Below are 13,354 nucleotides of genomic sequence, written 5' to 3'. Positions count from 1 at the left end.
TCACCCCCACCCGCCCCTCCGTTTTCCTCTGTGTTGCGGGGGGGGTTTCTCACACCCACTGCCCCCGTTAAAAACGTTTGACGCGTGTATCGCGGGGGGGGGCCCCCCCCCCCGTCCCCGGGGGCCCCGCCGCACTATTCTCGCCAACAGCCGCCCCGAAAAGGGGCCTTGGCGGCTATCGTGGTACGGAAGCTTGCGGTCACAACCTGGTAGGGGGAAACCGTGGCGCTGAAGCCCGAGCCCACCGCGCCGTTCCACTCGGTGCAATACGCCCTGCGCGTCCTTGAGACGGTCTCACGGCACGGTGGCGGGGTGACGGACGTCCAGATCGCTCGTGAGACCGGTCTGCCCGTCGCCCATCTGTCCTCGCTGCTGCTGATGCTCCGCCGTGAGGGGTACGTCGAGCAGGTCGCCGACGGCGCCTATGTGATCGGCGATTCGCTGGTCCTCCTCGGCTCCGGACTCACCCGCCGCGAGGCACTGGAGGGCAAGCTCCAGGAGACACTGACCGAGCTGCGCGACTCCGTCGGCGCCGCGGTCTACATCAGCCGGTACATCGACGGCGAGGTGAAGATCACCCAGTTCGCCGCCGGACCCCGCACGCCCGCGGTCAACGAGTGGGTGGACTTCCGCTCGGCCGCCCACGCGAGCGCGGTCGGCAAGTGCCTGCTGACCCAGCTGGACCAGAACGGCCGCCGGGACCACCTCTCGCGCCACAAGATCGCCCGGCTCACCTCCCGGACGATCACCAACGAGAAGGTGCTCTTCTCCAAGCTGGACAGCCAGCCGCCGACGGTCCCCGTGCTCGACCTCCAGGAGTACGCCGTGGGCACGGTCTGCGCGGCGGTTCCGCTGACGGCCGGTGCGGCCGTGGGCTGCCTGGCGCTCTCCCTTCCCATCGAGCACGCCCACCGACTGCGCTCGGCGGCGGACACCCTGAACCGCAGGGCGGCTCCCGTGGTGCTCTCGCTGGCGATCTGAGACACGTGACCTGGTCCTCGGAGGTGGTGGTCGGAACCACCCCTGAGGACCAGGTAGTATTTTCTCTGTCAGCAGGCGCCGCTAGCTCAGTTGGTTAGAGCAGCTGACTCTTAATCAGCGGGTCCGGGGTTCGAGTCCCTGGCGGCGCACAGACGGAAGAAGCCCCTCGCGCAGGCGGGGGGCTTCTTCGTGCATGCCGCGGCTACGCCCGCAGGTAGGTGAGGACGGCGAGGACCCGGCGGTGGGTGTCCTCGGCGGGCGGCAGGTCCAGCTTCCCCAGGATGTTGCCGATGTGCTTGCCGACGGCCGCCTCGGTGACGACGAGCCGGCGGGCGATCTCCCCGTTCGAGTGCCCCTCGGCGACCAGCGCCAGGACCTCGCGCTCGCGCGGGGTCAGCGCCGCCAGCGGGTCGCGATGGCGGCGCAGCAGCTGCCGCACGACCTCGGGGTCCACGACCGTCCCGCCCTCCGCGACCCGGGTGAGGGCGTCCAGGAACTCCTCGACCTGGCCGACCCTGTCCTTGAGGAGGTAGCCGACACCGGTGCCGTCGCCCGCGTCCAGGAGGTCTGCGGCGTAGGTCCGCTGCACGTACTGGCTCAGGACGAGGACGGGCAGACCGGGGCGGTCGGCCCGCAGGGCGACCGCGGCGCGCAGCCCCTCGTCCTGGAAGCCGGGCGGCATCCGGACGTCCGTGACCACGATGTCCGGGTCGTGCTCGGTCACGGCCGCGTGCAGTGCCTCGGCGTCGCCGACCGCGGCGACGACCTCGTGGCCGAAGCGGGCGAGCAGCCCGATCAGCCCCTCGCGGAGGAGGACGCTGTCCTCGGCGAGGACGACGCGGAGCGATCGGGCAGTGCGGGACAAGGGATCTCCACTCGCAGGAGGGTCGGGCCGCCGGCCGGGCTGATGATCGTCAGTGTGCCATCGAGGACGGCGAGCCGGTCGGCGAGACCGGTGAGGCCGCTGCCCTGATCCGGATCCGCTCCTCCCCGTCCGTCGTCCTCGATGTCGATACGGAGTCGCCGGGAGGCGTGGCTCGCGGTGATCCGGGCCCCGGTGGCGCCGCTGTGCTTGCCGATGTTGGCGAGGGCCTCGCAGACGGCGAAGTAGCCGGCGCTCTCCACGGCGGTGGACAGCCGGGGCAGGTCGATGTCGGTGCCGACGGGGACGGCGGAGCGGTCGGCGGCGTCGGTGAGGGCCGCGCCCAGGCCGTAGTCGGCGAGCACCTGCGGGTGGATGCCGTGGATGAGTTCGCGCAGCTCGGTCAGGACCCGGCCCGCCTCCGCGTGGGCCTGGGTGAGCTGGTCGGCGAGCGGTCCCGGCGGGGCGTCGAGACGGGCGAGGCCCAGCGTCATGGTGAGGGCGACCAGGCGTTGCTGCGCGCCGTCGTGGAGATCGCGCTCGATGCGGCACCGCTCGGCCTCGAAGGCGTCGACGAGCCGGGCCCGGGAGGCGGTGACCTCGCCGATCCGGTCCCTCAGCTCGGCCTCGCGGGGGGCGAGCAGGGCGCGGCTCAGGGCGGCACGGGCGCCGGCGAGGGCAGCGAGCGGATAGAGGAGGGCGACGAGGAGGACCGCTCCGAGGAGAGCGGCGGCGAACGCCTGTGGATAGGAGGTGACCAGGTACGCCTTGACGACCTTGGCCTCCTCGCCGTCGGCGGCGAGCTGGAGGGGTGCGCTGATCAGTGCGGCGGGCAGGCCGAGGGCGACGGCGAGGACGATCAGGTCGAGCGGCCACAGGACGGTGGCGTGCAGGACGGCGTACGCGAGCTCCCGCCAGGTGGCCTGTTCCCTGACCCGTTCGCGGAGCCAGGCGGCCAGGCCGGGGCCGGCGGGGACCCGGTGCGGATCGGCGGCCGGGTCGAGGTCGACGAGCCGCAGCCGGCGGCGCTCGATGCCACCGAGGGCGACCCCGGTCAGGAGGAGGAGCGGGAGCCCGACGAGCACGAAGGAGAAGACGACGAGGACGAGCAGGACCAGGAGGGCGGCCGCGCCGGTGATCACCCCGGTGGCGAGGTAGCCGGCGGACCGCCAGGGCCAGTCGCCGCGCGGGAATCGGGGCCGGGTGAGGGCCTGCCAGGGGGTTCGGGGCTCCATGGCCCCACGGTAGGGGTCGGTCGGCGCGCGGGACCATCGGTCTGGTGGGTGTACGGGGGTATGCCTGGCCCTACCCCGGGGCGCCGACGCCTCGGGGTGATCGGCCGTGGGCGGCGTACGCGGCATGGAGGGAGGTGACCGCCTCCGGCGTCAGGCGCTCGTACGGACTCCCCGCCTCCGGGCGCCACCAGACGGGGTCCTCGCAGAGGAAGGCCTCCCGGCGCAGCGCCACTCGGTGGATCTTGTTCGTGGCCGTCAGGGGCAGCTCGGGGACGAGGCGTACGAACCGCGGCGGCATCTTGGTGCCCAGGTCCGGCTGGGCCGCGAGGAAATCCTGGAAGGCGGCCGGGTCGAAGGCGGCGCCCTCGCGCAGGGCGATCGCGGTCATCACCTGGTCCCCCGCGACCGGGTCGGGTATCGCGTAGACGGCGACGCCCGCGGCGCGGTCCCAGCGGGAGAGGATCTGCTCGATCACGGCCGCGGCGAGGTTCTCGCTGTCCACGCGCAGCCGGTCGTCCGTCCGCCCCGCGAAGTAGAGGAAGCCGTCGGTGTCCCGGTAGAAGAGGTCGCCGGTCCAGTACCAGCCTCCGCGCAGCCGCGCCGACTCCGCCTCGGGGTTGCGCCAGTAGCCCTCGAAGGGGCTCCGGCCGCGGTTGACCAGCTCACCGATGGCCGCGGAGGCGTTGAGGAGCCGGCCTTCGGGCGAGAGGACGGCGGTCTCGCACTCCTCGCCGGTCGCCGGGTCCACCACCACCAGGTCGTCACCGGGCGCCGCCCGGCCGATGGCCCCGGTCGGGGTGTCCGGGGTGCGCTGGATCGCCGCGCCGCCCTCGGAGGAGCCGTACCCCTCGACGAGCCGGACCCCGAACCGCTCCTCGAAGCGGGCCGCGTCCACCGCCCCCGCCTCCGTACCGAAGCCGAGGCGCAGCCGGTGCTCGCGGTCGTCGGGGCGGGGCGGTGTGGCGAGCAGGTACTGCACCGCCCGTCCCACATAGGTGAAGTACGTCGCGCCGAACTCCTGGACGTCCGGCAGGAAGCGGGAGGCCGAGAACCGGGCGCGCAGCGCCACGCCGGCTCCGGCGGCGAGCGCCGGGGCCCAGTCCGCGATGACCGCGTTGCCGTGGAACATCGGCATGCAGATGTAGTGCACGTCCTCGGGACGCAGCCGGAAGTGGGAGACGAGCGAGGCACCCGCGGCCGCGAGGCGGCCCTGGCTGCAGATCGCCGCCTTGGGAGCGCCGGTCGAGCCGGAGGTGAAGTAGAGGAGCAGCCGGCTGTCGGGGCGCACCGGGCGGGCCACGGCCTCGCCCGGCTTCGCGCCCCCGAAGGGTGCGAGGAGTGCGCGGTACGCGTCGGTGTCGGTCACCAGCACCCGTACGCCCGGCAGGGGGAGCCCGTCGAGCAGGGGAAGGTACGCGCGCTGGGTGACCAGGACACGGCAGTCGGTGTGGACGATGTCACGGGCCAGTTCGGCGCCCCGGCGGGTGGGGTTGATGCCGGCGACGGCGGCCCCGGCGAGGGCCGCCGCGCTCAGCCAGAGCGGGAATTCCGGCGTGTTGTCGAGGAGCACCCCGAGGTGCGGCTCGGCACCTCGGGGCAGCAGATCGACGAGCAGCGCGGCCCGCGCGGCGGCGCCGGCGGCGACCTGGTGATGGGTGAGGACCGCTCCGTGGCTCCTCAGTCCGACCCTGTGATCGCCCCATTGACGCTGCACGAGCTCCGCCACGGTCATACGCCGGACGATAAGTGACTACCCGTCAGAACTGAACATCCGAGCAGGCGTAGAAGGCGTTCGCGGTGTCCGCGATCGTCCACACCGCCAGGATCACATGCCTGCCGGTCTTGCCCGCCGGGATGGTCCCGGAGTGCGAGAGTGTGGCCGGCGGCTGCTGGTTGTTGTACGGGACGGTGAGGAAGGGCTGCGGGTCGAGCGCGGCCCGCGTGAGCTTCTGGGTGCCGTTCCAGCCGTTCTTGGTGATGTAGTACTTGAAGTCGGTGGTGCTGTGACGGGCGGTGAACTGCCAGCGGAAGCTGTAGCTCTGACCCGCCGTGAGCCTCGTGGTGGGCCAGGCGCCACCACGCGGGTCGTCGAGCTGGGCGAACTGTGTGAGACCGGCGGAACAGATCTTTCCGTCGGCGGGTCCGGCGGCGGGGAAGCCCTTGGGGCCCTCGACGGACTGCGGCTCCCACTGGATGGATCCGCAGTTCGTCACGGTGCCGTTGGCGCAGAGCTTCTGGCGGCTGATCGGGGAATCGGTGTAGCCGTGACTGCTGGCGCTGCTGGTGGCGAAGAGGGAGGCGCCGACGACGCCGAGCGCCACCGCCGCCACGCCTATCTTTTTGCGCATGTGTCACTCCAGGTGAACGTGGGGGAGTTCGGTGACCCGTGGTGCACGCGTGCGGTAGAAGCTATTCCGGTCTAGACCAAGTACCAAGGTATTGACGGAACTTGAACATGTCCATACCAATCACGCGCCTTCCACCGGACCGGTGCGGCCGGTGTAGAACGCCACCGTCAGGTCCTTGACCAGCGCCTTGCGCTCGTAGTCGTCCAGCTCGACCAGACCACGCGTGGTCAGTCGGTGGACCACGTCGTCCACGGCGTCCACGACGGAGGTCAGCACGCTGTCCCGGTGCTTGGCGTCGATCGCGGCGATCCGCCGGCGCTGCATCGCGGCCGCGATCTCGGGGGCGTACTCGATACGGGTCGGTTGCGCCGAGAACACGTCGATGCCCACCGGGGCGCACTCCGCGGAGAGCATCCGGGTCAGGGCCTCGCCGACGGCCTCCGCGTCGCGCAGGGTCGGGGCGTCCTCGTGGAAGGCGTCCGCCGGGAGCTGGGACAGGACCCGGGCCATCGCCGCCTCGACCTGCTCGCGCAGGTACTCCTCGTGGCCGTCGACCCCGAGGGCGGCGCGGACGGTGTCGCGGATGCGCCAGACGACGAGGACGACGACGCGGAGGGCCGTGCCCTTGGCGTCCACCGAGGAGAGCGGCTCGCTGCGCCAGTGGCGGAGGCGGACGTCGACGCGGCGGCGCAGGAGGAGGGGGCTGACCCAGACGAGACCGGTACGGCGGACGCTGCCGCGGTAGTCGCCGAAGAGGGTGAGGACCCAGGCGTAGCCGACGCGGCCGCGGCCGAGACCGCCGAGGGTGAAGAGGACGGCCAGCACGCCGAGGGCGAGCAGGGCCCACTGTCCGAGGTGGATGCCGTGGTACGGACGCGGGGTCACCCGGAGCATCCGGGCCAGCTCCCCCGGCACGGCCCCGGCCCACCACAGGACGGCCGCGCACCCGGCGAGCGCGAGGAGGCCGCCGACGATTCCGATCCACCCGGGAAGGACGGCGCCGTCGCGCTCGACGAGCTTGGGGTCGGCGGTGGGGGCGGGGCGGGCGGGCTCGGGGCGGGTGGGGGCGGGGATGACGGCCTTGGCCACGACGGTGGGTGCCATGGCGATGGTGGCGGGCCCGCCGTCGTCGTCCGGCTCGGGCTCGTCCCGGAAGAGCAGGTGCACGGGGATCGACCCGGTGGTCTCGGCCCCGATCACGGTCTTCCGCCGCCCGCCGATCCGGGGCGCCGCGGCCGGGACCGCGGCGGGCGCCTCGGCGGCGACGGGCACGGCGATGACGCCGACTTCGGCCGCCCCGATGATCCGCCGCATCTCGTCCACGCGCCCCGCCGCGCCGGAGCGCTTGCCGGGCGTAGCCTCGTCGGGCGAACCGGGACGGTGGGCGCCGGAGGACGTCTGCGGGCCGCCCGACGGGGTCACCGAACCCGCCGAAGCCCACGGCGAGCCGGGCCAATCGGTCGGCACGTCAGGCCGGGCCCCCGGCCCGCCGAGCACATCCGAGCCGTCCGCCGGCGCCGAACCCGCCGAGCCGACGGCGGAGCCGGGCCGGGCGTCCGGCCCGACCCCGGCCGCACCACCGCCAGCCGCCGACACGCCGGAGCGCGTACCCAGGCCGGCGGCCGTCGTGGGCCCGCCCGACGGGGCCGCCGAAGCACCGGGCGAACCACCCGCCGTGTTCGGCGCCCCGGGCGAGGTCGCCGAAGCCGCAGGCGAACCGAGCCTGTCGTCCGCGCCCGATGCGGCGGCCGGAGTACCGGGCCGGTCGTTCGAGTCGGAGCCCGCCCCACCACCGGTGGCAGCCGACACCCCGGAGCCCGCCTCCAAGCCACCCCCCGTCGTCGGCGCGCCCGGCGCGTCGGACGTCGCCGACGCCTTCGGGGCTCCGCCCCCCGCCGTCCCGTTCTCCGAGGTCTTCGTCCGTGCCTCGCTCGCCGGGGCCGAGGCGACGGAACCGGCCCCGCCCGGCGCCGCGGGCGAACCGTCACCGCCCCCGCCCGCCCCCGGCGTCGGGCCGTTGCGGGAGGTCTCCGGCGCGTGCCGTCTCGGCGGGCGGGTCTCGTCCGTCAGGCGGATCGCCGACCGGGCCGCGTCGCGGCTCGCCGCCGCGCCCGAGTCGGGGTTTGGGGTCGAACGGGTCATGGGATCCACCTCATGTTCTCGGGGTCATCGGAACAGGCGCCGCCAGGTCTCCGGGCCCGGGTAGCCGTCGGCCGCGCCGCCGCGCCATCCCTGTGCCCGCTGGAACGCCTCGACATTGCGACGGTCCGCCTCACCCCAGCGCGGACCGGGACCCGACAGGTAGTGCTTGCCGTAGCCCCGCTTCACCAGCTGCTTGCCCAGCTTCTCCACATATGCGCTGGATTGGCCCGGACGGAAGTAGCCACGCCCGGGGAACCCCTGCACATCTGCGCTCGGACCGCCCGAACCACTCGAACCGCCGATGCTCCGGCCCTGACCGGACACCAGGAGTCGCCAGGTCCGCGGCCCCGGCAGCCCGTCCGCCTCCTTGCCCTTCCAGCCCTGCGCCCGCTGGAACGCCTGGGTCGCCCGGCGGTCCGCCTCGCCCCAGCGCGGACCGGGACCCTGGCCGTAGTACTGCTTGGCGCCCCGCGCGATCAGCAGCTGCCCGAGCCGGGTGACGTCCGCGTTGTTCGCGCCGGGGCCGAACATCGACTCGCCCGGGTACGGGGCCGCGGTCGCGGCGGCGCCGGCGGCCGGGCGGGGCGCCGCGGTCGTGGACACGCCACCACCGCCGACGCCACCGACCACGCCCTTGTAGCGGTAGGCCACGTAGCGGTCCGCGTTGACCCAGTACGCGAGCGGCGTGGCCTGCCGGCGCGTGCGCGGCTTGGTCTGCTCGTACGCGATGTACGACGTGTGGGTGTAGTCCGTCCACCCGCCGAAGATCGTGACGTGCGAGCCCTTCGCCGGATCGGCCGGGTTGTGGAAGAGGAGGATGTCGCCGGGCTGGAGATCCGTACGGTCGATCCGCTCGGCGAAGCCGTCCAGGCTGCCGGTCCACTCGTTGCCGCGCAGGTTCCACACCATCGAGATGTAGCCCGAGCAGTCCTGGCGGTAGCCGTCGGACCAGTACTTCTCCATCGAGTACGGGACCTCCGCGCCCACCCACCGCTTGGCGCGGTTGATGATCTCGGCGCGGGTGGTCTTCCGCAGGGACTGGGGGGAGACCTGACCGGTCGTCGGGGTGCCGCCCGGCGGGGGCTGCGGACCGGAACCGGGCCCTGAACCGGGACCGGGCCCGTGCGCGCCGCCGTGCAGCGGGCCCGCACCACCCTGGGGCGTGTCGGGCCCCGGCGCCGACGCCCTGTCCGTCACAAGACCCGCCTGCCCGGCCGCCGCGTCCACCACAAGACCCGCCTGCCCGGCGGCCGCATCCGCCACAAGGCCCGCCGCCCCCGCCTCCGTCGCCAGCGCGCCCCCTCCTCCCAGGGCCACCCCCGCCGCCGTCACCAGGACCAGCGCGCGGCGCGCGCCGTGCGCCGCCGGGTGGCCGCCCGCGCGTACGGGCAGGCCGAGGGCATGATCGCGCCGCTGCCTGGCGCAGCCCGCGCAGCCGCAGTCGGCCGCGGGCTCGAACTCCTCGAAGACCGGAAGGCTCATACGATTCCCCTCCACACTCGTCAAGATCTTTAGGCGCTGGCGCACGGGCGCCAGCGTCTCAACTGTCCGGACAAATCGCATTTTGACGGATCGAAGGCCTGATACGACCATCCGACAGGCCGGGAGCGACCGGTAATGGTCGGAACCACCCCCGGACGTCGGGTAGAGTTACGCAGGTCAGCAGGCGCCGCTAGCTCAGTTGGTTAGAGCAGCTGACTCTTAATCAGCGGGTCCGGGGTTCGAGTCCCTGGCGGCGCACGCAGAGTCGAGGCCCCCTCACCATCGGTGAGGGGGCCTCGGTCGTCCCATGGGCCTGCGCCATCCCTTTCGTCACAGCAGAACCAGAGCGCCCGGCTTTGGGCGGTAAACAGCTTGTTTCGCCCTTGCGATCAAGAAGCGGGGTCGTGGACTCTGGCTTGGTCCCTGGGGGGTTGGGGGCGACGCATGGTCGCGTCGAGTGCGGGGTGGGGGCCCCGCCCGCGGCCGCGCACGGGGGGATGGACTCATGACGTCTGCATGGACGCCCGCCGGGGGTACTCGGCTCCGTTCCGTGACGACAATGCCACGCTACGACTACGAGCACTACAGTCGGCTCGCCGGGCCACTGACCGAGCCCGATCCGAGCCGGCCCTACCGGGTGCGCTACCGCTCCCTGCTCTCCCAGGAACCGCACCGGCTGCGCGCCGCGCTCCTGCTCGGCGCCGCGCCGCTCGTCTCGCTGGGCCTGTTCGTCTGGCTGATGCAGCCTCAGCACTGGACCGAGCGGGATCCGAACCTCGACGACGATCTGCTCCGCGCCCTCGACATCGTGATGCTGGTGTCGATCGGCCTGATCGAGCTCTTCCGCACCATGAACGTCCTGTCGAACGCGCACGCGACCCTGGTCGCCCGCGACCCCGTCCCCGTGGTCCCGGAGGCCGGCACCCGGGTCGCGTTCCTCACCTCCTTCGTCCCCGGCAAGGAACCGCTCGCCATGGTGACGAAGACCCTCCGGGCGGCCGTGAAGATCCGCCACCGCGGACCCATGCACGTCTGGCTGCTCGACGAGGGGGACGACCCCGAGGTCAAGGCGGTCTGCGCGCGGCTCGGCGTGCGCCACTTCACCCGCAAGGGCGTCCCCGCCTGGAACCAGTCCGAGGGGCCGCACCGCGCGAAGACCAAGCACGGCAACTACAACGCCTGGCTGCAGGCCCACGGCGACGACTACGACTTCTTCGCCTCCGTCGACACCGACCACGTCCCGCTCCCCAACTACCTGGAGCGGATGCTGGGCTGGTTTCGCGACCCGGACGTCGGCTTCGTCATCGGACCGCAGGTCTACGGCAACTACGACACCTTCGTCACCAAGGCCGCCGAGTCCCAGCAGTTCCTCTTCCACGCCTTGATCCAGCGCGCCGGCAACCGCTACGGCGCACCGATGTTCGTCGGCACCTCCAACGCCGTACGGATCCGGGCGCTCAAGCAGATCGGCGGGCTGTACGACTCGATCACGGAGGACATGGCGACCGGCTTCGAGATGCACCGGCACCGCAACCCCGCCACGGGCCGCAAGTGGCGCTCGGTGTACACGCCGGACGTGCTCGCCGTCGGCGAGGGCCCGACCGCCTGGACCGACTTCTTCACCCAGCAGCTGCGCTGGTCCCGTGGCACGTACGAGACGATCCTCAAGCAGTACTGGAAGGGCTTCGGGACGCTGCCGCCCGGCAAGCTCTTCAACTACACGATGATGATCATCTTCTATCCGATGTCGGCCCTGAACTGGATCCTGGCCGCGCTGAGCTGCGCGCTCTTCCTGGGCATGGGCGCCTCGGGCGTCCAGATCGACCCGGCGATGTGGATGATGCTGTACGGCAACGCCTCCGCGCTCCAGATCGGGCTCTACATCTGGAACCGGCGCCACAACGTCTCCCCGCACGAGCCCGAGGGGTCCGGCGGCCTGGCCGGCATGGCGATGTCCGCGCTCTCCGCGCCGATCTACGCCCGCTCGCTGATGGACGCGGTGCTGCGGCGCAAGAGTTCCTTCGTGGTGACGCCCAAGGGCGACTCCTCCAGCCCGGACACCCTCTTCGGGACCTTCCGGATCCATCTCTTCTTCATCGTCGTCTTCGGGGGCTCGCTCGCCTCCTCGTTCGTCTTCGGGCACGACCACCCGGCGATGATCACCTGGGCCTCGCTGGCGCTGCTGATCACGGCCGCGCCGATCCTGGCCTGGCGGTACGGCATCCGCGTGGAACGACGGCGGCGCGCCGAGGCGCCGGCCGCACCCGTCCACGTACCGGCGCAGCGGCCCCGCTGGGCCGAGGCCCCGCCGCAGCCCATGGAGAGTGCGCTGGGAGGGCGTAACGAATGATCGCCAACGCGCGTCGCAACCGGTTCCGGCGGGTGGCGATCGGGGCCGCCGTGATCGTCGCGGTCGCCGGGATGAACGGCCCGGCGCTCTGGCGGTTCGGCTCGGAGCGGTATCACGAGTACGCGATCGACCGGCCCGAGTACAAGGCGGCGAACGGGCACTGGGACTTTCTCGACGTGCCCGCCGACTTCCGGGTCAACGCCATCCACGCGGCCCTGCTGCACACCGGGAAGGTGCTGCTGATCGCCGGCTCGGGGAACAGCCAGAAGAACTTCGACGCGAAGAAGTTCGAGTCGGTGCTGTGGGATCCGAAGAGCGGGAACTTCAAGAAGATCCCGACCCCGAAGGACATGTTCTGCGCCGGGCACACCCAACTTCCCGACGGGAAGCTGCTGGTGGCGGGCGGCACGAAGCGGTACGAGAAGCTGGAGGGCGATGTCACCAAGGCCGGCGGCTTGATGATCGTCCACAACGAGGACCCCGACAAGCCGATCACCCTGCCGGCCGGCACCCGCTTCACCGGGAAGGCTTCGGCCAAGACCTTCGTCTCCAAGGACCCGGTCCTGGTCGAGCGGGCCACCAAGGTCTTCGACAGGAACACCGGGCGGTTCCTGCACAACACCCCAGGCCTCGGCCGGATCTACGTCGAGGCCGAGCGGTCCGGGAAGGCGTACGAGACCGGCACCGAGGACAACTACCGGGTGGCCGGCATGAAGGGCTCCGACGCCCGCAACGTGTACGGCATCGCGCAGAAACTCGCCCTGGACAAGAAGGACTTCCAGGGGATCAGGGAGGCCTACGAGTTCGACCCCGTCGCCGAGAAGTACGTGACCGTCGACCCGATGAACGAGGCCCGCTGGTATCCCACGCTCACCACGCTGGAGGACGGCCGCGTCCTCGCCCTCTCCGGGCTCGACGAGATCGGGCAGATCGTGCCCGGCAAGGACGAGATCTACGACCCGGAGACGAAGAAGTGGACGTACACCGGGGTGGAGCGCCGCTTCCCGACCTACCCGGCGATCTTCCTGATGTCGAACGGGAAGCTCTTCTACTCGGGTTCGAACGCCGGCTACGGCCCCGCCGACGTCGGGCGCGACCCCGGGATCTGGGACCTGGAGACGAACAGCTTCACCAAGGTCCCCGGGCTGAGCGACCCCGACCGCATGGAGACCTCCGCGACCGTGATGCTGCCGCCCGCCCAGGACCAGCGTTTCATGGTGATCGGCGGCGGCGGGGTCGGCGAGTCCGACAAGGCCAGCGCCAGGACCCGGCTCGTCGACCTCAAGGCCGCCGACCCGCGCTTCCGTGACGGCGCCGCCCTGGAGAAGGGCACCCGCTACCCCAGTGCCTCGCTCCTCCCCGACGACACCGTGTTCGTCACGGGCGGCTCGGAGGACTACCGGGGGCGCGGCGGTTCCGACATCCTCCAGGCCCGGACGTACGACCCGAGGAGCGGCGCCTACAAACGCGTCGCCGACCCGAGAGTGGGCCGCAACTACCACTCGGGCTCGCTGCTGCTCCCCGACGGCCGGGTCATGATCTTCGGCTCGGACTCGCTCTTCTCCGACCCGGCGAACACCCGGCCAGGCGTCTTCGAGCAGCGCATCGAGCTCTGGACCCCGCCCTACCTCTACCGGGACGGCGGCCGGCCCGAACTCGGCGAAGGCCCGCGCAGGATCGCCCGGGGGTCCACCGGGGTGTTCCGTACCGAGGGTTCCGCGGCGATCACCTCCGCGAAGCTGATCCGGCCGAGCGCCGTCACCCACGTCACCGACGTCGACCAGCGCACGATCGCCCTGACGCTCAAGAAGACCGCCGGCCGGGTCGAACTCGGGGTGCCGAGGAACCGCTCGCTGGTCCCGTCCGGCTGGTACATGCTCTTCGTGACGGACGCGCGGGGCACCCCCTCCGAAGCCCGCTGGGTGGAGGTGCCCTGAACGGTCCCTGCCGGCGC

9 protein-coding genes and 2 tRNA genes are annotated in these 13,354 nt (G+C 72.1%); 5 read left to right on the top strand and 6 right to left on the bottom strand.

Translation table 11 applies throughout. The features are described from left to right. Positions 1-222 precede the first annotated feature (222 nt). Both ACFVZW_RS11025 and ACFVZW_RS11020 read left to right on the top strand, forming a co-directional pair. Complete coding sequence (locus tag ACFVZW_RS11025; protein ID WP_260229692.1) at positions 223-981, top strand: IclR family transcriptional regulator; 759 nt, start codon at positions 223-225, stop codon at positions 979-981. Between the two features lie 75 nt (positions 982-1,056). Then, positions 1,057-1,130, top strand: a tRNA-Lys gene (locus ACFVZW_RS11020). Between the two features lie 53 nt (positions 1,131-1,183). Here ACFVZW_RS11020 and ACFVZW_RS11015 read toward each other — a convergent pair. The 6 genes from ACFVZW_RS11015 to ACFVZW_RS10990 form a co-directional block, all read right to left on the bottom strand. Continuing rightward, entirely contained in the window at positions 1,184-1,846 is a 663-nt protein-coding gene (locus ACFVZW_RS11015) for a response regulator (protein WP_384519588.1), read from the bottom strand. Further along, complete coding sequence (locus ACFVZW_RS11010) at positions 1,777-3,078, bottom strand: sensor histidine kinase (protein ID WP_384519587.1); 1,302 nt, start codon at positions 3,076-3,078, stop codon at positions 1,777-1,779. Before ACFVZW_RS11010 ends, ACFVZW_RS11015 begins: the two co-directional genes overlap by 70 nt. Before the next feature lie 70 nt (positions 3,079-3,148). Further along, positions 3,149-4,810: an AMP-binding protein gene (locus ACFVZW_RS11005; protein WP_384519585.1), complete on the bottom strand. Its 1,662-nt coding sequence runs from the start codon at positions 4,808-4,810 to the stop codon at positions 3,149-3,151. Positions 4,811-4,835: 25 nt separating this feature from the next. Continuing rightward, complete coding sequence (locus ACFVZW_RS11000) at positions 4,836-5,426, bottom strand: lytic polysaccharide monooxygenase (RefSeq protein ID WP_384519583.1); 591 nt, start codon at positions 5,424-5,426, stop codon at positions 4,836-4,838. Positions 5,427-5,546: 120 nt separating this feature from the next. After that, on the bottom strand, positions 5,547-7,568 hold the full coding sequence (locus ACFVZW_RS10995) for an SPFH domain-containing protein (protein WP_384519581.1): 2,022 nt from the start codon (positions 7,566-7,568) through the stop codon (positions 5,547-5,549). Positions 7,569-7,592: 24 nt separating this feature from the next. Beyond that, a complete protein-coding gene (locus ACFVZW_RS10990; protein ID WP_384519580.1) occupies positions 7,593-9,050 on the bottom strand; it encodes a peptidoglycan-binding protein in 1,458 nt (485 codons plus the stop codon). 184 nt (positions 9,051-9,234) lie between these two features. Between ACFVZW_RS10990 and ACFVZW_RS10985 the strand changes: the two genes are divergently transcribed. The 3 genes from ACFVZW_RS10985 (at position 9,235) to ACFVZW_RS10975 (ending at position 13,337) form a co-directional block, all read left to right on the top strand. Further along, positions 9,235-9,308: transfer RNA gene (locus ACFVZW_RS10985), tRNA-Lys, on the top strand. Between the two features lie 247 nt (positions 9,309-9,555). Then, complete coding sequence (locus tag ACFVZW_RS10980; RefSeq protein ID WP_384519578.1) at positions 9,556-11,400, top strand: glycosyltransferase family 2 protein; 1,845 nt, start codon at positions 9,556-9,558, stop codon at positions 11,398-11,400. Further along, the gene (locus ACFVZW_RS10975) at positions 11,397-13,337 is read left to right on the top strand and encodes a galactose oxidase-like domain-containing protein (protein ID WP_384519576.1); all 1,941 of its coding nucleotides are present in this window, start codon (positions 11,397-11,399) and stop codon (positions 13,335-13,337) included. The genes ACFVZW_RS10980 and ACFVZW_RS10975 overlap by 4 nt, the downstream gene beginning before the upstream one ends. Positions 13,338-13,354: the final 17 nt, after the last annotated feature.

The organism is Streptomyces sp. NPDC059567 (genome assembly GCF_042735655.1).
In the GTDB taxonomy this organism is placed as follows: Bacteria; Actinomycetota; Actinomycetes; order Streptomycetales; family Streptomycetaceae; genus Streptomyces.
This window is presented reverse-complemented; position numbering and strand designations above follow the sequence as displayed.

Excerpts from the sequence above, each read along its gene's own strand:
- ACFVZW_RS11010 (WP_384519587.1), bottom strand. The coding sequence starts at position 3,078 with ATGGAGCCCCGAACCCCCTGGCAGGCCCTCACCCGGCCCCGATTCCCG.
- ACFVZW_RS10990 (WP_384519580.1), bottom strand. The coding sequence starts at position 9,050 with ATGAGCCTTCCGGTCTTCGAGGAGTTCGAGCCCGCGGCCGACTGCGGC.
- ACFVZW_RS11005 (WP_384519585.1), bottom strand. The coding sequence starts at position 4,810 with ATGACCGTGGCGGAGCTCGTGCAGCGTCAATGGGGCGATCACAGGGTC.
- ACFVZW_RS11000 (WP_384519583.1), bottom strand. The coding sequence starts at position 5,426 with ATGCGCAAAAAGATAGGCGTGGCGGCGGTGGCGCTCGGCGTCGTCGGC.
- ACFVZW_RS10980 (WP_384519578.1), top strand. The coding sequence starts at position 9,556 with ATGACGTCTGCATGGACGCCCGCCGGGGGTACTCGGCTCCGTTCCGTG.
- ACFVZW_RS10975 (WP_384519576.1), top strand. The coding sequence starts at position 11,397 with ATGATCGCCAACGCGCGTCGCAACCGGTTCCGGCGGGTGGCGATCGGG.
- ACFVZW_RS10995 (WP_384519581.1), bottom strand. The coding sequence starts at position 7,568 with ATGACCCGTTCGACCCCAAACCCCGACTCGGGCGCGGCGGCGAGCCGC.